The 22,606-nt window shown below is 45.4% G+C and carries 21 protein-coding genes; 8 read left to right on the forward strand and 13 right to left on the reverse strand.

Going from position 1 to position 22,606, the window contains the following annotated elements:
* Nucleotides 1-31: 31 nt before the first annotated feature.
* The 13 genes from DKT75_RS01320 to DKT75_RS01380 form a co-directional block, all read right to left on the reverse strand.
* Entirely contained in the window at nt 32-898 is an 867-nt protein-coding gene (locus DKT75_RS01320) for a DUF1853 family protein (protein ID WP_109821633.1), read from the reverse strand.
* The gene (locus DKT75_RS01325; protein WP_109821634.1) at nt 891-1,616 is read right to left on the reverse strand and encodes a lipoprotein intramolecular transacylase Lit; all 726 of its coding nucleotides are present in this window, start codon (nt 1,614-1,616) and stop codon (nt 891-893) included. The genes DKT75_RS01320 and DKT75_RS01325 overlap by 8 nt, the downstream gene beginning before the upstream one ends.
* 21 nt (nt 1,617-1,637) lie before the next feature.
* Nucleotides 1,638-2,867 (reverse strand): heme biosynthesis HemY N-terminal domain-containing protein, encoded by a 1,230-nt coding sequence (locus tag DKT75_RS01330; RefSeq protein WP_109821635.1) that lies wholly within the window; start codon nt 2,865-2,867, stop codon nt 1,638-1,640.
* Entirely contained in the window at nt 2,864-3,949 is a 1,086-nt protein-coding gene (locus DKT75_RS01335) for a uroporphyrinogen-III C-methyltransferase (RefSeq protein WP_109821636.1), read from the reverse strand. The genes DKT75_RS01330 and DKT75_RS01335 overlap by 4 nt, the downstream gene beginning before the upstream one ends.
* Before the next feature lie 18 nt (nt 3,950-3,967).
* A complete protein-coding gene (locus DKT75_RS01340) occupies nt 3,968-4,738 on the reverse strand; it encodes a uroporphyrinogen-III synthase (RefSeq protein WP_109821637.1) in 771 nt (256 codons plus the stop codon).
* Entirely contained in the window at nt 4,738-5,670 is a 933-nt protein-coding gene (hemC, locus tag DKT75_RS01345) for a hydroxymethylbilane synthase (protein WP_109821638.1), read from the reverse strand. The genes DKT75_RS01340 and hemC overlap by 1 nt, the downstream gene beginning before the upstream one ends.
* Before the next feature lie 479 nt (nt 5,671-6,149).
* The gene (locus DKT75_RS01350; protein WP_109821639.1) at nt 6,150-6,980 is read right to left on the reverse strand and encodes a class II fructose-bisphosphate aldolase; all 831 of its coding nucleotides are present in this window, start codon (nt 6,978-6,980) and stop codon (nt 6,150-6,152) included.
* Between the two features lie 18 nt (nt 6,981-6,998).
* Nucleotides 6,999-7,838: a 5-deoxy-glucuronate isomerase gene (locus DKT75_RS01355; RefSeq protein WP_109821640.1), complete on the reverse strand. Its 840-nt coding sequence runs from the start codon at nt 7,836-7,838 to the stop codon at nt 6,999-7,001.
* Between the two features lie 2 nt (nt 7,839-7,840).
* Nucleotides 7,841-8,827 (reverse strand): PfkB family carbohydrate kinase, encoded by a 987-nt coding sequence (locus DKT75_RS01360; protein WP_109821641.1) that lies wholly within the window; start codon nt 8,825-8,827, stop codon nt 7,841-7,843.
* On the reverse strand, nt 8,820-9,944 hold the full coding sequence (locus DKT75_RS01365) for a Gfo/Idh/MocA family protein (RefSeq protein ID WP_109821642.1): 1,125 nt from the start codon (nt 9,942-9,944) through the stop codon (nt 8,820-8,822). The genes DKT75_RS01360 and DKT75_RS01365 overlap by 8 nt, the downstream gene beginning before the upstream one ends.
* Before the next feature lie 40 nt (nt 9,945-9,984).
* Nucleotides 9,985-10,749, reverse strand: a complete 765-nt coding sequence (locus tag DKT75_RS01370) for an ATP-binding cassette domain-containing protein (RefSeq protein WP_109821643.1) — start codon at nt 10,747-10,749, stop codon at nt 9,985-9,987.
* 1 nt (nt 10,750) lies between these two features.
* Complete coding sequence (locus DKT75_RS01375; RefSeq protein ID WP_109821644.1) at nt 10,751-11,872, reverse strand: ABC transporter permease; 1,122 nt, start codon at nt 11,870-11,872, stop codon at nt 10,751-10,753.
* 72 nt (nt 11,873-11,944) lie between these two features.
* The gene (locus tag DKT75_RS01380) at nt 11,945-12,901 is read right to left on the reverse strand and encodes a sugar ABC transporter substrate-binding protein (RefSeq protein ID WP_109821645.1); all 957 of its coding nucleotides are present in this window, start codon (nt 12,899-12,901) and stop codon (nt 11,945-11,947) included.
* 316 nt (nt 12,902-13,217) lie between these two features.
* Here DKT75_RS01380 and DKT75_RS01385 point away from each other — a divergent pair, with 316 nt between their 5' ends.
* The 8 genes from DKT75_RS01385 to DKT75_RS01420 all read left to right on the forward strand — a co-directional run bounded on the left by DKT75_RS01385 (nt 13,218) and on the right by DKT75_RS01420 (nt 22,312).
* Nucleotides 13,218-14,060, forward strand: a complete 843-nt coding sequence (locus tag DKT75_RS01385; protein WP_109821646.1) for a MurR/RpiR family transcriptional regulator — start codon at nt 13,218-13,220, stop codon at nt 14,058-14,060.
* 10 nt (nt 14,061-14,070) lie between these two features.
* Nucleotides 14,071-15,972: a bifunctional 5-dehydro-2-deoxygluconokinase/5-dehydro-2-deoxyphosphogluconate aldolase gene (locus DKT75_RS01390; RefSeq protein ID WP_109821647.1), complete on the forward strand. Its 1,902-nt coding sequence runs from the start codon at nt 14,071-14,073 to the stop codon at nt 15,970-15,972.
* 72 nt (nt 15,973-16,044) lie between these two features.
* Nucleotides 16,045-17,886: a 3D-(3,5/4)-trihydroxycyclohexane-1,2-dione acylhydrolase (decyclizing) gene (gene iolD / locus DKT75_RS01395; RefSeq protein ID WP_109821648.1), complete on the forward strand. Its 1,842-nt coding sequence runs from the start codon at nt 16,045-16,047 to the stop codon at nt 17,884-17,886.
* Nucleotides 17,886-18,683, forward strand: a complete 798-nt coding sequence (gene iolB / locus DKT75_RS01400; RefSeq protein WP_109821649.1) for a 5-deoxy-glucuronate isomerase — start codon at nt 17,886-17,888, stop codon at nt 18,681-18,683. The genes iolD and iolB overlap by 1 nt, the downstream gene beginning before the upstream one ends.
* Nucleotides 18,684-18,703: 20 nt before the next feature.
* The gene (gene iolE / locus DKT75_RS01405; RefSeq protein ID WP_109821650.1) at nt 18,704-19,603 is read left to right on the forward strand and encodes a myo-inosose-2 dehydratase; all 900 of its coding nucleotides are present in this window, start codon (nt 18,704-18,706) and stop codon (nt 19,601-19,603) included.
* Between the two features lie 22 nt (nt 19,604-19,625).
* Nucleotides 19,626-20,624, forward strand: coding sequence for an inositol 2-dehydrogenase (gene iolG, locus DKT75_RS01410; protein ID WP_109821651.1), 999 nt, complete (start codon nt 19,626-19,628; stop codon nt 20,622-20,624).
* Nucleotides 20,625-20,671: 47 nt separating this feature from the next.
* Complete coding sequence (locus tag DKT75_RS01415; protein WP_109821652.1) at nt 20,672-21,766, forward strand: Gfo/Idh/MocA family protein; 1,095 nt, start codon at nt 20,672-20,674, stop codon at nt 21,764-21,766.
* 183 nt (nt 21,767-21,949) lie between these two features.
* The gene (locus tag DKT75_RS01420; RefSeq protein WP_109821653.1) at nt 21,950-22,312 is read left to right on the forward strand and encodes a DUF3316 domain-containing protein; all 363 of its coding nucleotides are present in this window, start codon (nt 21,950-21,952) and stop codon (nt 22,310-22,312) included.
* The last annotated feature ends 294 nt before the right edge of the window (nt 22,313-22,606 follow it).

A 22,606-nucleotide genomic window follows, 5' to 3' on the forward strand; every position in this document is an offset into this window, starting at 1 on the left:
AAGGCTAATACGTAAGGTGGGGTGCGACCTGTTACCCCTTAGACATAACCGAATCAAAATACCCAACCGGATATTCAAAGTATCGCCCAACTTCCCTACCCTGATTCAACAACACATAACACTGCGGCCCACCCTGAAATTTTGATAGAGGCTCCTCCACAAAGTCACCCACATCAAACTCTGCAAACCAATATCGCTTAGCAATGGCAACCAAGTCACTCCCCATACGCTCAGCATAAGCCGCAACATCTGTTCCCAAAATACCTCGCAGATGATCACCACTCACCATCTCTGGTCCAATACCTGCTTGGTCATACTCAGGATAAAACAACCGTCCTTTCACACAACAACAGCGCTGATCAATAGCCATAGGCAATAACTCAGGCTGCTGCAAACTTAACTGAGTCTGCTTAGTGATAAGGTGGTTTATTTTACTATCCAGCGAGTCTTTGAGGTTGCTGCCATACCAGCGATTGAGTTGATTCAGCGGGTCTAAACCCATAAAAAACTTCACCGCCACTTCAAGATGAATCACTTTTTGAGTACGGTTATCCCGCAGTATAAAATCCAATTCACCCAGCGTGCGACCGTCGCCATGCAACTGAACACTTCGATGCAGTAATTCAAAGTTAGGACTTATTTGCATCCAGTAAGCTACAAATGCTTCAAAACGATGGCCGAGCGCCTTACCTTTTTGCTGATCTAAGTAGTTTATTAAAGGCGAAGGATCTTGGTCTAACGATTCAAGTGAAGGTAAGCAGGCTTGGTATTCCGACAACACAAACGCATTATCCCACCAAACCACGCCATCATACTCGCCCGACGCTAAGGGTGGGCTAGCAATCACCCATGCTAAATCTCGAACAACACGATGTTTCCAACGCTGCCAGTCAAACATTGTTCTGGCTTCTAAGGCCAAGGAACTGTTTAACCAACCACATCATGACTGCGAAAATAGGCACAGCAAGCACAACGAGTAGTACTGCAATATACGCGAACAAATCTGGTGCTTTCATGAGGTTACTCATCACTGATTCCTCGTAATAAAACTTCCACTTATGCTCTTCAGGAAATACCCAAATATGGAGTTGGGAGAATATTTCGTAAGGGCCAACTAGCAGCACAACAACCGTAATCAGCAACAAAGCGATGATCACATACGCGAGTAGTGACTTAAACGAAGGCAGTACCTGACGAGTAATAGACAACCATGCGAGTAGCACAACAAATACGACCAGCATGACCTTCAACCCAAGCAACAGGCGATCAATGAGAATCGCAACATCTTGCAGGTGAATCACTTCATCGTTATTAAAGGCAGTATTGAGCAACTGTCCGTCGGGCGAGTAATAGCTCAACGTCGCCAAACCACCGCCCTGATTATGAATAGCCGTCACCACCTCGGCAAACATGCGAGAGTGTTCCGCAAAATTGGTCTCAACGAAGTCAGCTCGCTCCGCATATTCAGGCGCATATTTAGCGATGTGCTTGGGTATATCCATGAAGGAATACAGCCAGTCATAAGCAAAATCAACTTGCGCTAACAGCAACCAACTCGCGCCTAAAGCTAAACAAAACGCGATGACCGTCACACACAACCAACGGACATTTCCCATCACTCTGCCCTCTAAAATTAATTACTGACGCTTAAACGGTCGCGCCTTACCCTGCACACAATAACGCAAACCTTGTCGGTAACAACGCCCCGCATTAAGCTCATCGCCCATCAACGTCAGCAACTCGCCCAACTCATGATAAACACGCTGATCTGGTACTAACATCAACGCCTTTTCGTAATAATTTGCACTGTTTTCGTGATCATCCGTTTGCTTGTACAAACGCGCCAAGCACAGCATTAAAGCAGGATCACTGGGCATAGTGTCTTGCCACTTCAACACCCTTTCCAACGCAGTTTTTGGCCAACGATGTTCAATACGACCGTAACTAGCCAACAACTCACACGCAGGTTTCTGCTCCATCGCTTGCTCTAAAACAGGCACGGCAACATCACCACCACCCGCGTTATTTAGTGCGTTGCAGTAAGCTTCAACCGCGTAAGTTTTTTGGCGAATATCGCTCGGGATGCTCTGCCAAATATCACCCAATACGGCCAAGTCTTGCTTGCCACTATTCGCTTCAAACAACCCAATGACTGCTTGCTTCATGTAGGCTTTTTGCTGAGCAATTTCGACAGGTGTTATCTCATCATTTTCCTGCTTCATCAGCTCAGGCACTAACTCTGCCAAGTGCTTCCAATCTTCCTGTTGAAAGTAAACTTTTGCTAGTAACTGGTTAGGAAACGGATGACTCGGTGACAACTCGCGCAAGTGAATCAGCGTTGCACGTGCCTGCTCGACCTGACCACTCTCAAACTGCATGGTTGCTTGAGAAACCGCAACGGCAATCTCTGCCTCTTCACCATAAGCACTGGCTGTTTTCAGGTAGTCATCACGCTTTGGATACGCTTGTCTCATGTGAGCCGCACGCGCTGCACCTAGGTAATTTAGCAGCGGTGTTTCTGAGTACCCCACACGCTCCATCATCAGTTTTTCAGCTTCAGGGAAGTGTCCTTCGACCAAGCTTACCATACCGTTTTTAAGGTCTTGCTGAGACTCTAGTACACGCTTTATATCGTTACGCTGGTTAATACGGCGCGGCGCCATTAGTAAAGTATACACACTAGAAACCACTAGATAGCAAAACGCAAAACCAAACAGCAGTGCCATCGCTAGGGTGAAAGTACTCACCTCAACCGTCATACTTTGCCCCCATAAAATCGTTAAATCTTGTGAGTTACGTAGCAGCATAAGGCCAACGACGTATATAACGCCAATGGCGACAATGATTAAAAATGGATATAAAATCATTGAGCCGCCTCACTCTTATCAAGCAGTAAAGTGCCCAACATATCTGTTGAGACAATCACCGGAACGCGAGCAATTAACGTTAACGACTTCAACTCATCAAAGCTTTCCTTTTGTGTTGAACTCAATGAGGTGGTATGATCATTTTCCAGCTGCTCGATGATCTGAGTCAACTGCAAATCATAAGCAGTTTGCTGGTGTTTAAGTGCCAATAGCTTCAAGCCTTCTAGCTTCAATTGCAGTAATGCGTAACGCACGGTGTCCGTATCACCAGTGATTTTCTTCGCTAGTTTTTCATCGTAGGTACGGATAACAACAGCATTATTAATACTTTCTTTAACGCGATTAATCATCGAGTTACGACCATCTGTTTCTGTCACTTTCAGAAGCTTTCTGATAGATGCTTCGGCAGGTATATCTGAGTCTTGAGGTCTAAGACTTTCCGATAAGTTTCCAATTTTCTCAACCACATCAGCCAAGTCCACAGGCTGATAACTATTTAGCAATACAATGTCTTTCGCTATTTGCGCACGTACGGTTAATAAGCGAGGCATCGCCGCTTGAGCTAACGCTTGATCAGCTAATACTAATGCTTGTTGAGCAGCCTCTATATCTTGGTCTAGTAATAACTTTCGTGAGGCAACCTGTAACAAATAACGTGCTTCATTAGCCTTCCACTGCTGGCTTGGTGCGACTGCTTGTTGCTGGCTGTTTTGCTGTATCGTCATCTGCTGCGCTTGCTTACTCAAAGCCTCTGTGATGAACTCGTTACTCTCTTTAACTGCCTTTAATTCGCTTAGCTCTGCCGATGCCTGAGCGTTAGTTTTTTCTAACTTTTTAGAGATGCCTTGCTGCCAAGAGTCAACCTCTGACTTGGTCGCAAAGGCCGGTGCAATATTAGAAAATTGTAGCGCCATTTCTTGTGCAGCTTTAGCTTTGTCATGAACGCGCAGAAAGTTCTTATAACCTGCTGCAATACCGACAACCGTGAAAAACAGCGCCAACCACGTCAAAAACAAGGTGAATGTGGAACGCTTACGCAGCGTTCTCAGCTGTCTTTCCAAGCTGGAGTTACTATTCATCATCTAAGACTTACCTTATAATTATTTCTGATTTGCCCATGAAATTAGGCATTTATAGATACTTTCGTCACTAGGGTCGGACGCCACTAGCAGCTCACCCTCATAAGCCGCTAATACCGAACTGTTAGCAATACGCGGACTTCCTAGTAAAAGTGTTGTGTGACTCAGCACTGTTTGTCCCCGTGTAACATCAAACAGATTGAGCAAGCTTTCTTCGCTTGTAAGTAGGATTATAGCCAGTGTTTGCGTATCAAGAAACTTAACTAATGGCAATAAATTAGCCATTGGACAGATCCGTTGATAAACATCAACATATGCCACCTCAGCCCCTCGCTGACTTAAGGTTTCTTTCAGTAGCTCGCGACCACCCTCGCCTCTGATAATACTGATCTTTTGCCCTGTTACATTTTGCAACTCGGGTAAGGCCAGCAGTGCTTCACTGTTAAATTTTTCCTGTGGAACAAGTGTTGCTGTTATGCCATGAGTCGCTAATGCTTGCGCTGTTTTTTTGCCAACCGCTGCGATATTACAACGGGTCGGTAAGGGTGCTTTGAGCTTAGCCAGCGCATATTCTACCGCATTAGCACTAGTGAAAATCACGCAGTCTTGCGAGTGTAACGCTGATAACTGTTCAAGGCAGCGAGCCATATTACTTGGCTCGGTAATCTCTAATAAGGGAAATTTTAGTACCTCTGCACCCGCTGCTATCAACTGCTGTTCTGCATGTTGTGCTTGGTGTGTTGGACGCGTGATAACAATCCCGCATCCTTTTAAAGGCAGCGTTGTTGCCATTACTCGACGTGGATACCAATGCTTTCAAGCACTGCACGACCACCTTGGTCTAGTAGATCTTCTGCAACCGCAACACCGAGCGCTTCTGCATTGGCAATCGCACCTACTTTTTCACTGCGGTAAACTTTTGAACCATCAGGGAAACCGATCAAACCACGTAGCCGAATTTGATCACCTTGCAGCTCTGCAAAACCTGCTACTGGCACTTGGCAACCGCCGTTTAAACGACTATTTAGCGCACGCTCTGCACGTACTCTTATGTCTGTTTCTGCGTGAATGAGTGGTGCTAATAAGGCATTTACACGCTCATCATCCACACGGCACTCGATACCAACCGCGCCTTGACCAATTGCTGGCAGACTTTGGTCTGAGCTAATGCCTTGACGAATACGGTCTTCAAAACCTAAACGAATCAAGCCTGCTGACGCTAGGATAATCGCATCATATTCGTCGTTGTCTAGCTTGGCTAAACGAGTGTTAACGTTACCGCGCAAGTCCAAAATCTTTAGGTCAGGACGGTATTCACGAATCTGTGTTTGTCGACGTAAGCTACAGGTACCGACGCGCGCGCCTTGTGGTAACTCTTCAATCGACGCGTAGGTGTTTGACACAAATGCATCAGTTGGGTCTTCACGCTCCAAAATGACTGGCAAATGTAGGCCTTCTGGAAATGCCATGGGCACGTCTTTCATAGAGTGAACGGCGATGTCTGCCACGCCTTCTAGCATGCCTGTTTCTAACTCTTTAACAAACAAGCCTTTGCCACCGATTTTTGCGAGTGGTGTATCCAAAATAACGTCACCACGCGTCATCATTCCCACTAGTTCTACTTCTAGACTTGGGTGAATGGCTTTTAAGCGACTAGCAACGTGTTCTGCTTGCCAAAGTGCCAGTGCGCTTTTACGGGTTGCTATACGTATAATATTGGGCATAAGACTGACTTCTTAAAGAGGATGGAAAATCAGCACTTTACGATAAAAGCCGTTTTTAGGCAAAGCAATCGGAAAAGCATAAGGATGATCAAGCTTACTGAGTCATCTTTTTTATGACACAGAATAATCACTCAACGTTCATAAGTGACATAACTGACTTTGCTTCGTCGTATGGTGACACTTTAGGTGCTGTGTCAGCCTAAAGTGTCACGTACAATAAAAACAACTAAACACAACACTTTCAGAAACTTATATTAATTACAACTTTTTTGGCATGCCATCTGCATACTACTTATCAACAACAGAAAAGAATAAAAACGATAATAATAAAAACCAAATTTACCAGCAAGCCCCTGAGAAAGATCGATCTACTAATAATAAAAATAAGATCATCGGCAATCTCAACACCTATACGCTCTTTGCTTCCCCCGGCAAAGAGCGTTTTTTCTTTCTGAAGTGCCCATTACTTAAAACCCAACTTACTGCCCAAGTAACACAATCATCTTCTCCGCCTCATCTGCCATCTCAGGCACAACCTGCTTCATAATTTCAAGCCGGTCAAAAACAAAGTCATCTTTCTCAAAGATATCTCTCAAAGAATTACCAAATCGCTGACGCAAACACGTTCCAATATTAAACTTACAAATACCCTTACGCGCCAACTCCTGAACATCATCATGCCTAATACCACTCGTCCCATGAATCACCATCGGCGTTTTCACAGAATCCATCAGCAACTGAAAGTGCTCAAAATCAATATCAACAAAGGCATTTTCAATACGGTGAACATTCCCCACCGAAATAGCGATAGCATCTGGCCCAGCCTGCTCTTCCATCGCTAGCGCTTCACTTATTTCAGTCAACGCTGACTTTATGTGATCACGCCCAGTCGCATACGGCACTGAGCCAACCTCAGCTTCAACAGAGACATCCCTCGCTTTGGCATACTCGACAACTTCTCGAATACCCGCAATATTTTCTTCGATAGACTTCTGCGAACAGTCATACATCACTGACGTAAAGCCACAATCAACCGCCTGCTTTACCGTTTCAATATCATAAGTATGATCAAGGTGAAGACAGACTGGAGTAGTCGCAGACTCCGCAAGTTGAAGCAGCATCGCAGCGATGGTTTCCAGCGGCATAAACTGCCGCATATCAAGATTAATGGATAAAATCACACTGGCATTGCGCCGCTCAGCAGCCGTAACAACCGCCAGTGCATCCTCATATCCAAACACATTAAAACAGGCTACGCCGTAGCCTTTCTCACGTGCAGGTTTAAGTAAATCAGCTAAGTTTTTTAACATAGGACAGACACCTAATTGTTATTTGAATTTACTAATCATGTCTTTAATGCCGGGAATAGTTTCCAGCTGATAGGCATTTTCCGGATGGAAGTTTTGTTGCAGAGAACGCTGCGACAAACCTGCAAGAATAGTGAAGTAGTACATTTCATAACCTGGCGCAACGACGCAAGGGTGATAACCCTTTTCAATCTTAATCGTTGAGCTATTCTTGATATGGTAAACCTCTTCACTATTGTCTTCTTCGCGTGTCATAAACTGTGCACCAAAGCCATTTTCAGGATTAAAGCGGAAGTTATACACTTCATCGTGACGAGACTCTTCTGGCAAATTATCCGTGTCATGCTTATGTGGTGGGAAACCTGACCAACCACCTTGGCCAACTGTAAACAACTCGCTGACCAATAGCTTACCTACTTTTCCAGGCGGCTTCTGACCAAGGATATGCTTTATCTTACGGTGAGTTTTAGTATCATCTGAGCCGTATTGAACCATGTCAACATCACTCTCACGAACCACAAATGGCTCATACACTTCATCATGCTTAGCACCGGCAATAAACACTTCTGCGGACTCTGAAACACACGTCAAAGTAGCCTCTGCACCCACTGGTACGTAAGCACCTTCTGGGTCGCCTTCCCATATATGGTTACGCTTACCAACAGCATCAAAGGTTTGCTCCATCACGCTGACATCAACACTGCCCGTCGCTGGTGCTACACACGTCTCGTAACCGTCTACAGAGTAAGTGTAAGTGTCCCCTTTTTCCAACTTCACTATATTAAAATAACACAGCGGTACTTGCTTATCATCTCTACCAACAATCGCTTCATTACGATTGTCGTATGCTGGTATATGCATCTTTATCTCCAAATAGCAGCAGGCTTCATCTGCTGCTGAGTCATTAATTGTTCGATTTCTTTCGCTGCCGGCATCACGCTTGCACAACCTCGCTTTGACACCACAATCGCAGCAGCGGCACTGCCGATACTAATGGCTTTCTCCCAGTCATTTAACTGGTAAAAACTAGCCACTAAGTTGCCAAGAAACGCATCACCCGCTCCATAAGGCTTGAGTGGTGTGACAGGATATACGCCACTGTCTAATCGAGTAGCTCCGTTAAATACACTAGAGCCAGCACCGCCTCGTTTCAAAACGATGACCGTGTTACTTTCTTCATAGTACTTAACTAAGTTGTCGACATCGTCATTGAGAATCGCAAACTCTTCTTCATTTCCAACGATCACGTCACAGTAACTCGCCGCTTCCGAATAGACCTGTCTGGTTTCAGCTTCATCGCGCCAGTTAAACTTTCGGTAGTCCAAATCAAACCATATTTGGCAGTCATTGGATTTGGCAATTTTTATCGCTTCGAGGGTATTTAAGCGTGACTCGGTATCAATCAAACTCGTCCCTGTAATCACTAAGTCAGTGGCATTTTCTAACGCTATTCGACTTTCATCGGTTAGCTTAAAGGCCAAGTCCGCAGGATTATTACGATAAATAACGACTTCGCTGTCATCCTGACACACTTCTGCCAGCGCCAAACTCGTTCGCTCATTACCCTCAGTAACTGTTATCAAACGACGATTAACACCAAAGGTTTTTAGCTTTTTAAGAACAAAGTCACCCACAGGGTCTTTTGATACACCAGACAACAGAGCAACCGACGCGCCAGCACAAGACATAGCCACTGCGATATTTCCTGCTGACCCGCCAAGGTCAGCAGTAAATGAATCTGCATCTCGTGTTTTACAACCGTCTGGGTCTGGATATAAATCCATCCCAGCACGGCCAATCACGATAGCATTCAGCGCTTGCTTTGTTTGTGAGGCGTTAGACTCAGACATCAGTCCATGCGCCAGACATCGCAGAGCGATCTATGGCATCCATTACTTTTTCAATCTTCAGCCCGTCTTCAAAACTAGGCCATGCTGGGGTGTTCTCTGAAATTGCTGTTAGTAGTTTATGTAGCTCACAAACCTTCACATCAATAAAACCAAGTGTGTGTCCTGCATTTGGCAAAAATGCACTATACGGCTCATGGTACTGACCAGAGTGTATGGTTCGGAAACCTTGCTGTCTTGGGTCATCACTGCGCTTATAAAGTTGTAACTCGTTCAAGCGTTCTTGGTCATGACAAATCATGCCTTGCGAACCATGTATTTCCCAACGTAAACCACACTTTCTACCCCAAGCCACACGACTGACTCGCAGCGTACCTTTAATACCACTTGAGAAATGCGCCAATGCAGTACACACATCATCGTTATCTACTGGCAACATCTGCTCAGGATTATTAGGATCTTTACGCTCCTTATAAACCGTATCGTAATCACCGACTAAACGAGTCACTTCAGCACCCGTCATGAAGTGAGCCATACTCACTAGATGACACATCACATCCGCATTGGCACCTGTTCCAGACGCTTCGCGACTCATACGCCAGCTGTGTGGACGATCAGGATCCGCTTCATTATCCACATCATAAATTCCGTGGAAACCAGTCACTTCACCAATCACACCTTCATTAACAAGGTCACGTGCCGATTGGACCAACGGGTTTTGCGTGTAGTTATAACCTAGCATTGTTTGGCAGTTTGACTCATTAGCAGCCGCTAACATTTCTTCTGCTTCAGGCACAGTCGTCGCCATCGGCTTTTCACACCAAACATGCTTACCTGCTTTAAGTGCTGCAACTGCTATTTCTTTATGAACGGAGTTAGGCACACAAATAGAGATCAACTGAACCTTAGGATCATTCACTACATCCATATAGTTTGTAGTTGAACGAGCAAACCCCATTTCAATTTGTTTTGCCTTTGCAATATCAGGATCAATATCACACACCATCTCTAAGCGTGGTCTTAACCCGCCACCAAAAGCAGTACCAGCAGCCGCATAAGCAAGTGAATGAGCTTTGCCCATAAACGCTGTACCAATTACACCAACACCAATTTCTTGCATCTTTCGAACTCTCCATCACAGGAAGTAATAATTTAGGGGATTACCTGATTTCTAACTTAGCTAGCTCTTGACCACCAGCCATAAGGTTTTGCAACTCATCTGCTTCAATTTCACCACGCTTGGCAGTACCTAGCGTCTTACCTCGATTTAGTACCGTAAAACGATCACCAACCACCATCGCGTGATTGACATTGTGAGTGATGAAAACCACACCGATACCTTGCTTACGTACTTTCTCAATCGTCGCTAGAACATTAGCCGTTTGACGTACACCTAGCGCAGACGTTGGCTCATCCAGTATTAGCACCTTCGCACCAAAGTGAACCGCTCTCGCGATAGCGACAGTCTGACGCTCACCACCTGACAACGTACCAACCGCTTGATCTGGCGATCGTAAGTTAATACCCATTTCTTTCATTTCAGCCATCGTAATATCGGCAGCTTTCTTATGATCAAAAAAGCTAATACCCGCGACCTTTTTCGTCGGCTCGTTACCCATGAAAAAGTTACGTGTTACCGACATCAGCGGAATCATTGCCAAGTCTTGATACACTGTCGCAATACCAGCAGTGATCGCTTCTCTAGGGCGCGAAAAGCTCATCGGCTTGCCTTCAAAAAATATCTCACCTGAAGTTGCCTGATGAACACCCGACATCGTTTTAATGAACGTCGATTTACCCGCACCGTTATCACCCAGCAAGCAGTGACACTCGCCAGGATAAACAGACAGCGACACACCTGATAACGCAATCACAGAACCAAAATGCTTCTGGATGTTTTTCATTTCAATAATTGGAGTTTCCATGTTACTTCTCCCCTGTGATCTTACGTCGTATATACGTATTCAATATGACGGCAAGTAATAAGATGACTCCTAAAAACACTCGGAACAGCGAGCTTTCAACACCCGCAAAGAACAATCCCTGCTGCACCACACCAAAGATAATCGCACCTAGTGCCGCACCAATCACAGAACCATAACCACCGGTTAATAACGCGCCGCCAATGACTACTGAAATAATCGCTTCAAACTCTTTCAAGACACCACGGTCAGCACCTGCTGAACCAAACTCCATGACTTGAGCCGTAGCAAAGACACAGGCACAAAAGGCTGTGAACATGAACATTGCTATTTTTACACGGTTAACGGGAACACCCACGTAGCGAGCTGCTTGAGCATCTCCACCAGCGGCAAAGATCCAGTTACCAAATTTTGTTTTGGTTAATAAGTAGTGACCGAAGATCACTAAACCCAATGCCCAAACCATCAACATTGGAATACCTTCTACAATCGGCTGACCTTTTTTAACACCACGACTAAACGTGTCTATCCAACCTTGATCCGCCATCCACTGGAATGCACCAGTAAATACTTTTCCACCAAAAATTGGCGCTAACCAATCACCTTGCGCAACATCTCTCACACCGCCAACGATGGTTTTATTGGTTGCTGTAATCGCACCAAAGATCGTTAGACCACGTAAAATAAACAACAGAGCCAGTGTCACGATAAAACTAGGCAGCCCCGTTTTAATCACTAACCAACCATTCAAGCCGCCTATAAGCATGCACAAAATGAACGTTAAAATAATCGCTGACCAAACGGGTAAACCGAACGTCACTGACAGCAATGCAATACTCATTCCTGCAAAGCCGATCATTGAACCTACCGACAGATCGAACTCACCAGCAATCATTAGTAAGCACGCACCAACGGCAATAATAATAAATTGCGATGACACCACCGACCAATTCATTACCCCTGACAATGAAAACATTCCAGAGTCCATAGCGGTCAGCATGAAAAATGCGAACACTATAATAACGCCACATATACCACCCAACTCAGGACGTATTAATAACTGATGAAAGCTAGACCGCGTTTTAACTCGCTCATCGGGTGTAGCAGCTGTTTGTGTTTGACTCATAGCAAAAACTCTTAAGATGTAAGAAAAAAGCGACCGCGATAACACAACACGGCCGCTGTATTTAAAGGGAGCTTATCTAAACTCACCTGCATACTTCTCAACTAAACCCAGTGCTTCTTTCGTCACAAAACCTGGTCCTGAGTTGATGTTATTGCCCGGAAGCACACCATATCGGTCATAGTTCGTAAGGATTACAACAGGAAGATAAGCCTGTAAGAACGGCTGTTGGTCTATTCCCCATTTGATGATGTCTTCTTTAATTGCTTTCACAATCTCAGTGCCTAAATCAAACGTACCGAAGTAAATATCACCCGCCATGCCATTCTCTTTAAGCGCGGCAATGGTTGGATCTGCTGAGGTTGGACCAAGCGTTAGAATTGCATCCGTCTTAGGATTTGCTGCTAAGTAAGCCAGTACACGGTTCTTGATTTCACCTGGATCTTCACCACTATCAAGCATTGATTTACCTAGATCGATACCAAGTGCATCCGCAAAACCACGGCAACGCTCTGCAACAACTGTGTTAGAGATCACGTGATTGACACAAACGAATGACTTAACGCCATCGCCTTTAGCTCGTTGACCCGCAGCGAAACCTGCGTCGTACTCTGGCTGACCCACAAACATTAACGCGCCGACTTCACGCGTTTGCTCTGGTGTCCCTGAGTTCATGATAATGACATTGATGCCCTGATCGACTGCCGATCTAATAGGACCGCTTAATACATCAAAGTCAGCTAATGTTGTGATAATTCCGTCGGGCTTTGATGCAGTTGCTTGCTCAATGATACGCGCCATATCTGCCAAATCACCTGTTGGTGGGTTGCGATATTCAACTTTAACGTCCATTTGCTTGCCGGCAAGCTTGATACCGTTCTTTACGGTATTCCACCAGCTATCAGAATCTGGTGCATGACTAACTAGAACGTATCTTTCACCATCTGCGTGAGCCGTTGTTGTGACCATTGCAAACGGAACTGCCATTGTTAAAGCCAACGCCGTTGACTTAAATAACTTGGAAAGTTTCATTAATCCTCCTCATAAGAATCGTAACTACATTATTAAACTTAGTCGTAATCAACTGATTTAATTACTAATGATCAATAGCTGCCACCACTTTTGACAGAGGCTTAAAAAAGCCGTCTATCAATCACCGCTAATATTAGTAACATGAATGGAATATAAATTACAAGAGATTATAAAATGAAATATTCATTTCAAAAACAGAATTTTTATGTATACTTATTTCAAGTTGGAATAAACAATTGTCTTTTTCAGCAAAAAAATTAAGACAATAAACGTTATCTCTAGGAACATAGTAAGACATTGAGGAGTGAAAAATTAGATGCCAAAGACTGAACAAACTCAGCCACCAAGAACGTATAGCGAACTTAAAACGTGGATACAAGAGCACTACGACTCCTTACCGAAGCGTCTACAAAGTGTCGCGGCTTTTGCCTTAGATAACCCTGATGTCGTTGCATTAAAAACGATAGCTATTATCAGTGAACAAGCTGAAGTCACCGACTCAACCTTGGTGCGGTTTGCAAAATCGATTGGCTACGATGGCTTTACTGACATGCAGTCAGTATTCCAAGAAAGTATGCGATACATCCCTCAGCCTTACGCTCAACGACTCAATCGCTTAGAAACGGATAGCCAATCTGAGCAGTCTGCTTTACATAAATTTAGCCAAGCCGCGAGTAACTCTATACATAAACTTGAGCAGCAAATTGATGAGAAAGACATACTAAAAGCCAGTGAACTGCTGTCAAAAGCGCGCACTATCTATATTGCTGGCGCAGGTCGTGCATTCCCTGTCACAACGTATCTACATTATAACTTTCTGAAAATGGGTATACAGGCCGTCATCATTGACGGGATAAGTGACACCATGACAGAGAAGGCTAAGTTGATACGTAAAGACGAAGCGTTAATCGCGATTACCTTTAGCCCCTACTCTGCTCACACCAAAGAACTTGTTGATACTTGCCTTGTAAATGAGGTGCCTGTTGTTGCGATTACTGACTCGACGCTTAGCCCTATTTCTCGCTCTGACGATCTTCATTTAGAAGTTGTTGAAGAGGAAGTGAGTGGCATACGAGGCTTGTCGGCAACCATGTGCCTTGCACTTTGCTTAGCCGTAGAGACTGGAAAGCTAACGTCCAAACTAACCCCAAAGACTTAAGTAGACCGTTATGACACAAAAAGACTTAGACATTCTATGCATTGGCCGCTCAAGCGTTGATCTATATGGTCAACAAGTGGGTGGACGACTTGAAGACATGGGCAGTTTTGCAAAATATGTTGGCGGAAGCCCAACCAATACCTCCATTGGTGCGGCCCGCCTTGGACTAAAATCAGCTTTGTTAACGCGTGTTGGTAATGAGCACATGGGTCGCTTCATTCGCGAGAATTTAGAGAGTGAAGGGGTTGATACAACGGCTGTCATAACAGATCCAAAACGTTTAACTGCGTTAGTGTTACTCGGCATCCAAGATGAAGAACGCTTTCCGCTGATTTTCTATCGTGAAAATTGTGCAGACATGGCGATTACTGAGCAAGACGTTAGCCCTCAACAGATTGCTAGAACACGTGCCGTCGTTTTATCCGGCACTCACTTTAGTACGGTAGAAACCGCTAAGGCGAATGAAAAAGCCATGACGCTAGCCAAGGAGCATGGCGCTAAAGTGGTACTCGATATCGACTACCGCCCTAACCTTTGGAACCTAGCTGGGCATGGTGACGGTGAGTCACGCTTCATCGCCGACCAAAGTGTTACGGAACACATACAACAGTATTTAGGTGGCTGCGATTTAATCGTGGGTACGGAAGAAGAGTTTCATATTGCGGGTGGCAGCGATAATAGCCTTGAAGCACTCAGTAATGTCCGCAAGCTAACCGATGCCATACTTGTTTGTAAACGGGGTGCGTTAGGTTGCCGTGTTTTCGAATCAGACATCGACGGTTGGGAGTCTGGCGTAACAGGTCCCGGCTTCAAAATCGAAGTATTTAATGTGCTGGGTGCGGGGGATGCGTTTATGGCTGGCCTACTTCGCGGCTGGCTACGAAACGAAAGCTGGGAAAAAACCTGTGCTTACGCAAACGCGTGCGGTGCATTTGCCGTTTCTCGTCATGGCTGCTGCCCTGCTTACCCTTCTGAAATTGAGCTATTCGAGTTTATTGAAAATGGCAGTGAGTGCCAAGCACTTCGGTTTGACCAAGACTTAAACCATATTCACCGAACCACTAACCGCCCTAAAACTTACGGTCAAATGCTCGCGTTTGCGTGTGATCATCGTGTTCAGTTTGAAAACTGGGCGACAGAATACGGTCGCGATACAAAAGCGATCAATCAGTTTAAACAACTCGCGTGGCAAGCTGCTTTCGAAGAAGGTAAAGACGTTGAAGGTTTTGGCGTGTTATTGGATGACAAACTCGGTCGTCAAGCGCTGCACACAGCAACATCGACCAATGCTTGGATTGGACGACCTATCGAAGCATCAGGTGTATTTCCGCTAGCGTTTGAAGCCGAAGCAGAAATTATTGAACACCTTGCCGACTGGCCTTTAAATCAAACCGTCAAAGTACTTTGCCCTTATCGCCTAAATGATGATGACGCGACGCGTGAGCACCATGAAACGCTTATAAAACAACTCAACCGAGCGTGCCTTCACACAGGACATGAGTGGCTACTAGAAATAATCACTGCGCGCAAAGGTTCTGAACCACATTACGACACAGTTGCTGAGATCGTTGCCCGCTTCTACGAAATAGGCGTCAAACCAGACTGGTGGAAGTTAGAGCCGGGTAAAGATGACGCATATTGGAAAGGTATTAGTACCGTGATTGAAGCTAATGACCCGTACTGCCACGGCATCATATTGCTAGGCCTAGATGGCAGCATTGAAGACATATCCCAATCCATTCAAATAGCGTCAAGCCACCCATTGGTGAAAGGCTTTGCTATTGGACGAACACTGTTTGGAGAGTCTGCTAGGTCTTGGCTGGCAGGGAAAATAGATGATGAAACCGCTGTGACTGATATGCGCGGTCGTTACAGACAAATGCTAGATGTTTGGGCTAACGCCCGTCCTTAAACAATTTACCGACGTTACCTAAATTTCGATACTTCCGAAATGCAGGGTAAACCAAACTTAAGAGTTAGAAACATGAAAACTATTCGCTTAACCGCCGCTCAAGCTATCGTAAAGTATTTAACAAACCAGTATATGCGTCAGGATGATGGTACTGAAATCCCCCTATTTGCTGGTGTTTGGGCAATATTTGGGCATGGAAATGTAGCAGGTATCGGTGAAGCGTTATATCAAGTTAAAGAACAACTGCCCACTTACCGTGGCCATAACGAGCAAAGCATGGCGCATATCGCGATTGCTTACGCTAAAGCGGCACGTCGCCAACAGATGATGGTTGCTACCTCCTCTCTTGGACCAGGTGCTACTAATATGGTAACGGCTGCCGGTGTTGCTCACGTCAATCGCTTACCCGTGTTATTGATTCCGGGTGATGTGTTTGCCTCTGGCTTACCAGACCCTGTACTGCAACAAGCAGAAGACTTTAGTGATGGCAGCACAACGGTAAATGACTGTTTCCGTCCTGTTAGTCGCTACTTCCACCGAATTACTAGACCTGAGCAGTTAGTACAAGCACTGCCTAGAGCATTAGTTGCACTGACTGACCCCGCTATGTGTGGTCCAGCAACGATTAGTTTATGCCAAGACGTTCAATCACAGGCGTTTGATTTTCCGGAGATCTTGTTTAATAAAAAGGTTTGGGGATTACGTCGACAAGCACCAGATAGCTTCGAACTTGCCGCGTGTTTAGCGGCCATTAAACAGGCAAAGAACCCTGTCATCGTCGCTGGTGGTGGTGTGCGTTACTCCTTAGCTGAAAACGAATTAATGGCGTTTGCTAGCAAGCATAAGATTCCTGTTGTTGAAACTCAGGCGGGTAAGTCTTCTTTACCAGCTAGCCACGCCATGAACTTTGGTGCAGTTGGTGTAACAGGTGTCAGTGGTGCAAATGCAATCGCAGAAAAAGCAGACTTAGTGCTGGCAGTCGGTACTAGACTTCAAGACTTTATTACGGGTTCTAATAGTTTGTTCAAGGGTCAGGTTATTCAACTCAACGTACAACCAATGGATACGGTCAAATACCGTTCAATGCCTTTGGTCTCTGATGCGCGTATTGGCTTAGAAGTGCTAACTGAAGCACTTGGAGATTTTACGTCGCAAGACACGTGGCTTGAGTTTACAGAAGCCTCTCGCACGAGCTGGTTAACAGAGCAAAAAAATCACGATACCGCTGAAGCTGACGTCACTATTCCAAGTGATTCGCAGGTTATTCGAGCGGTTAATGATAGCGCGCCAGCTGACACGATTGTGGTTGCAGCGGCTGGAAGCTTACCTTCTGAGCTACATAAGCACTGGAACAGCACCGAAGTTGGTGGCTATCACGTTGAGTATGGTTTCTCCTGCATGGGTTATGAAATTGCGGGTGGACTCGGTGCCAAAATGGCTGAGCCAAACCGTAATGTCGTAGTCATGGTGGGTGATGGTTCTTACATGATGATGAACTCTGATATTGCCACAGCCGTAAGTATGGGTGCCGATCTAACAATTGTCGTGTTAGACAACAGAGGGTTTAGCTGCATTAACCGTCTGCAAATGGCAACGGGTGGCGCGAACTTTAACAACCTACTAAGAGATACTCACAACCAAGGTTTAGCCAATATTGATTTTGCTGCACATGCCGCCTCAATGGGCGCGAATGCCGTACAAGTTCAAACCATTGGTGAGCTAAAAGACGCGGTAAGCAACGCAGCACAAAGCAAAGGCGTCAATGTCATCGCGATAGATACCGACCCAATGCATGCAACGCCTGGCAGTAATTGCTGGTGGGAAGTTGAAGTACCGGAAGTCTCTGAGCGTCCAGAAGTCGTGGAAAAGCATAAGGAACAAGTGGCTCAACGCAAGCAACAGCGAGGATATTAATGAGTCATTTATTAGTAAAGCCCGCTGATGGACAAGCAGTGCATAACATCACCCCAGCGAGTGCTAAGTGGGAGTATGTTGGTTTTGCACTTTATGATTTAGCCGCTGGCGAAAGCATTCAACTACAGCAAGAGGGTCGTGAGCTTTGCGTCGTGATTGCATCTGGCTCAGCCAATGTCACTGCGAGCAACGAGCGCTGGGAGAACATTGGTGGGCGGGTATCAGTCTTTGAAGATAAAGCGCCCGGTGCCGTTTATGTACCGGCCAGTGAAACGGTGACTATCACCGCTATTGATACCGTTGAGTTAGCGGTCTGTAGCGCTCCGGGCAAGGGCTTAAGTGGCCCTGCTCGTCTAATTAAAGCCAGCAAAATGTCTCAAGAAGTCAGAGGCGAAGGCACCAATACGCGTTATGTTCGAAACATTCTACCTGAAGACGAACCTGCTGATGGTTTGTTAGTGGTAGAGGTTGTGACGCCATCTGGAAATTGGTCGTCATACCCACCGCATAAACACGACAGAACTGACTTGCCCAATGAAACGAAATTAGAAGAAACCTACTATCACCGTCTCAATCCATCGAGTGGATATGTACACCAGCGCGTCTATACCGACGACAGAAGTTTGGATGAAACGCTCAGTGCAGAAGACCGTGATGTAGTGCTTGTACCCGAAGGTTACCACCCCGTGGGTGTGCCTCACGGATACACGAGTTATTACCTCAATGTCATGGCCGGACCTATCAGGAAGTGGCACTTTTATAATGATCCCGCTCATGAGTGGATGCTTAAAAAATAAGATACTTAAGGAAAATAGAAATGAACTTACGATTTGGAATGTCTCCGATTTCATGGTCAAACGATGACCTACCACAACTTGGTGGAGACACTAGCTTAGAGACATGCTTGCGTGAAACGCGTTTAGCAGGTTACACAGGCACAGAAATGGGTGGAAAATTCCCCCGAGACAAAGCGTCTTTGCAGAAAGTACTGGCTGAACACGACCTAAAACATTCATCAGGTTGGTATTCGGGAATGTTGCTGCACAACACAGTTGAAGATGAACTGGAACTAATTAAGCCGCAAGTAGAGCTGTTTGCAGCGTTAGACGCGCCGGTGATTGTCTATGGTGAAACGTGGGAAACTGTTCAAAACAGACAAGACCAACCGCTAAAGAATAAGCCTATTTTACCAGATGCTGACTTCCCTGCTTATGGTGAACGCTTAACCAAAATTGCAGAGTACTGCAAAAGCCAAGGTGTACCGTTGGCTTATCATCACCACATGGGAACAGGCGTTGAGACAGAGCGTGAGTTAGACATGGTGATGGCAAGTACCGGTGATGACTTTGGTCTATTGCTAGATACGGGTCACATGCACTTTTCCGGTGGTAATAACTTGCGAGTGATCGAAAACCACGGTCACCGCATTGTTCATTTTCATGCAAAAGACATTCGTGAAGATATTTTCAAAACAGTCGATAAAGAAAATGACTCCTTCCTAGACTGCGTATTGCGTGGTGTGTTTACAGTGCCTGGCGACGGCATGATTGACTACGGTGCGATCATGAAAGCCCTAGCTGAAAAGAAATATGAAGGCTGGGTGATTGTTGAAGCAGAGCAAGATCCTGCTAAAGCTGACCCGTATGAATATGCTTGTATCGGTTACAAGGCACTCGAAACTGCAGCGGTTAATGCGGGTTATAGCATCATTGCTTAGCTGATCTAATAAGGAGGATTTCATGATTAATTTCGCATTATTGGGCGCTGGACGGATTGGTTCTATTCATGGCGCTAACGTCGCTCGTCACCCCGAAGCCAACCTCGTAGGACTCTATGACCCATTTCAAGACAATGCTGATCGACTCAGTGCTGAGTTAGGCTGCAAACAAATGACACTGGATGAGATCTTTTCAAGTGATGAGATTGATGCCATTTTGATTTGCTCAGCAACCGACACACACGCTGATTTTATAGAGAGAGCGGTTGCGAACAATAAACATGTGTTTTGCGAAAAACCCATCGACCTATCGCTTCAGCGAGTACGTGATTGCTGTGTCAGTGTTGCGGCGACTGATTGCAAAGCACTGGTGGCATTTAATCGACGATTTGATCCTAACTTTCAGTTGCTACAGCAGCAGTGTACGCAAGGTGTGATTGGTGATATTGAGATGGTTAATATCATTTCAAAAGACCCTTCACCACCTCCTATTGAGTACATAAAAACCAGTGGCGGTCTGTTTCGCGACATGACTATTCACGACTTTGATGTGGCGCGCTTTATGTTGGGTGAAGAGATTGTCAACGTTAGCGCTCACGCTTCTTGCTTAGTAGACAGTGACATCGCCAAGGCTGGTGATGTGGATACGGCAATGATTACGCTTAAAACGGCCAGTGGCAAACTCGCACAGATTACCAATAGTCGCCGTGCGAGTTATGGCTATGATCAACGTGTTGAAGTGCATGGCTCTAAAGGCATGTTAGAAACCCGTAATATCAATGAGAGTAGCGTCACCGCACATACCGCAACGGGCGTTAATGGCCCTAAGCCGCTGCACTTCTTTTTAGAGCGTTACGAAGCGGCTTATCAGTCGGAAATCGATACATTCATCCGTAGCTTGAAGGGTGAAACGGTCAGCTTCCCGACGATGAATGATGGACTACAAGCGCTACTTATCGCTGATGCTGCGTTGCTGTCATACCAGCAAGGTCGCACTGTGAAGGTGTCTGAAATTACTTAGGTTTATGAAAGTAACCTAATGCTCAAATTATCTATAACGGTTGAATTATGAAAGAAATTGGAATTGGTATCGTCGGTGGCGGCTATATGGGCAAAGCTCACTCTGTTGCGATGGCGTCGGTAGGTGCGGTGTTTGGAACAACGCTGCGCCCACGACTGGAAATGATCGCGGCTACTAGTGTTGAGTCTGCTGAACGTTATCAAAAACTATATGGCTTTCAGCGTTCAACGGATGATTGGCGAGCGTTAGTGGATGATGATCGTGTCGATGCGATCATCATCGCTTCACCTCAAGAAACACATAAGGACATTGCGCTTAGAGCTTTCGCAGCGGGCAAGCCTGTTATGTGTGAAAAGCCAATGGGCGTTTCGGTTGAAGAGTCGCGTGAAATGACCGAGGCGGCTGAGGCGGCAGGTGTCGCTAATATGGTTGCGTACAACTACATACGCACCCCTGCTTCGCAGTTTGCTAGACAGCTTATAGCCAGTGGTGAGCTGGGCAAGTTGACTTGGTTTCGTGGTGAACACACGGAAGATTTTGATGCTAACCCAGATAATAAAGCGACTTGGCGAAATTTTGGTGAAGCAAATGGTTGCCTGGGTGACCTTGCTCCACATCCTATTAATGCGATGTTGGCATTGATTGGGCCGATTAAAGAACTTAACGCGGATGTTGAAACGGTACATACGACGCGTGGCGGTGTTGCCGTCGATAATGATGATCAGCTACAAGTCATGTGTCGGTTTGAAAATGGCGTGATGGGGCACCTTTACTCATCGCGCACGGCTACGGGTCGGAAGATGGGTTATATCTATGAGATTACGGGTACTAAGGGAGCTATTCGTTTTGATCAGGAAGATCAGAATGCAATTTGGTTGTATCGCTCTGAAGGACCTGAGTCTGAGCTTGGGTTTAAGAAGATTTTGATTGGGCCAGAACACCCTGACTTTGTGAATTTTTGCCTTGGCGCTGGGCACGGTACGGGGTATCAGGATCAGATAACTATTGAGGCTCGGGACTTTTTACAGGCTATTGAGACAGGTGAGGCCGTGTGGCCTACGTTTAGGGATGGGTTAGCTGTGGCTGAGGTTGTTGGGGCTATTCGAGAGTCTAGCAAGAAGCGGAGTTGGGTTGAGGTTTAAACGTGAACCCTCCTTAAAAGTTGCCTGTTTTCGTTCTTTGCTGTCTAGAAAACAACATTTATCATGAGGTGACAAATAAAATATTAAAATGGCAAGAATGTCATTTTCCTGAAAGGTTCGTGTCAGCAATGCAATGGCATAGTTGACCCACTTAAACGAAAACCTTAAACAGGAAAACATATTATGAAAACGTTAACTTCACTAGTAGCAGCATCAGTTCTTTTAATCGGCGCGTCAGCAGCTCAAGCATATGACTTCGAGCAAAATGAAAAAGACACCGTCATGACAGAAACTGCTTCAAGCCGTTCTGAAGCTTACCAGCTGGGTCTGAATAAATTGACACAACTACAGTCTGCTTCACCCCGTCAACTGTTCAATGAACTAGATATCTTTTCTTTGGATGCCGATGAAAGCACGACTCGCCTAAACGATGGGGCATACATTACTGTTCAAGAACGTACAGCACCAAACGGACAAGCTGGTTATGTTGGTCTAGTAAATGTTGACGTGAGTTACCTTGAAGAGCGTCAGAGCGATAACGATTAATAGCATCACCCTGTAAGACCGCAGTTTATTTCATTCTGCACTCCTCCCTTTTAAGACCGGCTTTTGTCGGTCTTTTTTTGTCTGTAAATAACCGATTTAATTTAATAACAAATAAAGTCAGTAAATGGCAGTAATGTCATTTTTCTGAAAGGTTTGTGTCAGCATCACAATGTCATAGTTAACCCACTTAAACGAAAACCTTCAACAGGAAAACATATTATGAAAACGTTAACTTCACTAGTAGCAGCATCCGTTCTTTTAATCGGCGCGTCAGCAGCTCAAGCATATGACTTC

This window comes from Leucothrix arctica (assembly GCF_003172895.1).
Classification (GTDB): domain Bacteria; phylum Pseudomonadota; class Gammaproteobacteria; order Thiotrichales; family Thiotrichaceae; genus Leucothrix; species Leucothrix arctica.

Coding starts and splice junctions, on each gene's coding strand:
- DKT75_RS01320 (WP_109821633.1), bottom strand. CDS start 898: ATGTTTGACTGGCAGCGTTGGAAACATCGTGTTGTTCGAGATTTAGCA.
- DKT75_RS01325 (WP_109821634.1), bottom strand. CDS start 1,616: ATGGGAAATGTCCGTTGGTTGTGTGTGACGGTCATCGCGTTTTGTTTA.
- DKT75_RS01330 (WP_109821635.1), bottom strand. CDS start 2,867: ATGATTTTATATCCATTTTTAATCATTGTCGCCATTGGCGTTATATAC.
- DKT75_RS01335 (WP_109821636.1), bottom strand. CDS start 3,949: ATGATGAATAGTAACTCCAGCTTGGAAAGACAGCTGAGAACGCTGCGT.
- DKT75_RS01340 (WP_109821637.1), bottom strand. CDS start 4,738: ATGGCAACAACGCTGCCTTTAAAAGGATGCGGGATTGTTATCACGCGT.
- hemC (WP_109821638.1), bottom strand. CDS start 5,670: ATGCCCAATATTATACGTATAGCAACCCGTAAAAGCGCACTGGCACTT.
- DKT75_RS01350 (WP_109821639.1), bottom strand. CDS start 6,980: ATGTTAAAAAACTTAGCTGATTTACTTAAACCTGCACGTGAGAAAGGC.
- DKT75_RS01355 (WP_109821640.1), bottom strand. CDS start 7,838: ATGCATATACCAGCATACGACAATCGTAATGAAGCGATTGTTGGTAGA.
- DKT75_RS01360 (WP_109821641.1), bottom strand. CDS start 8,827: ATGTCTGAGTCTAACGCCTCACAAACAAAGCAAGCGCTGAATGCTATC.
- DKT75_RS01365 (WP_109821642.1), bottom strand. CDS start 9,944: ATGCAAGAAATTGGTGTTGGTGTAATTGGTACAGCGTTTATGGGCAAA.
- DKT75_RS01370 (WP_109821643.1), bottom strand. CDS start 10,749: ATGGAAACTCCAATTATTGAAATGAAAAACATCCAGAAGCATTTTGGT.
- DKT75_RS01375 (WP_109821644.1), bottom strand. CDS start 11,872: ATGAGTCAAACACAAACAGCTGCTACACCCGATGAGCGAGTTAAAACG.
- DKT75_RS01380 (WP_109821645.1), bottom strand. CDS start 12,901: ATGAAACTTTCCAAGTTATTTAAGTCAACGGCGTTGGCTTTAACAATG.
- DKT75_RS01385 (WP_109821646.1), top strand. CDS start 13,218: ATGCCAAAGACTGAACAAACTCAGCCACCAAGAACGTATAGCGAACTT.
- DKT75_RS01390 (WP_109821647.1), top strand. CDS start 14,071: ATGACACAAAAAGACTTAGACATTCTATGCATTGGCCGCTCAAGCGTT.
- iolD (WP_109821648.1), top strand. CDS start 16,045: ATGAAAACTATTCGCTTAACCGCCGCTCAAGCTATCGTAAAGTATTTA.
- iolB (WP_109821649.1), top strand. CDS start 17,886: ATGAGTCATTTATTAGTAAAGCCCGCTGATGGACAAGCAGTGCATAAC.
- iolE (WP_109821650.1), top strand. CDS start 18,704: ATGAACTTACGATTTGGAATGTCTCCGATTTCATGGTCAAACGATGAC.
- iolG (WP_109821651.1), top strand. CDS start 19,626: ATGATTAATTTCGCATTATTGGGCGCTGGACGGATTGGTTCTATTCAT.
- DKT75_RS01415 (WP_109821652.1), top strand. CDS start 20,672: ATGAAAGAAATTGGAATTGGTATCGTCGGTGGCGGCTATATGGGCAAA.
- DKT75_RS01420 (WP_109821653.1), top strand. CDS start 21,950: ATGAAAACGTTAACTTCACTAGTAGCAGCATCAGTTCTTTTAATCGGC.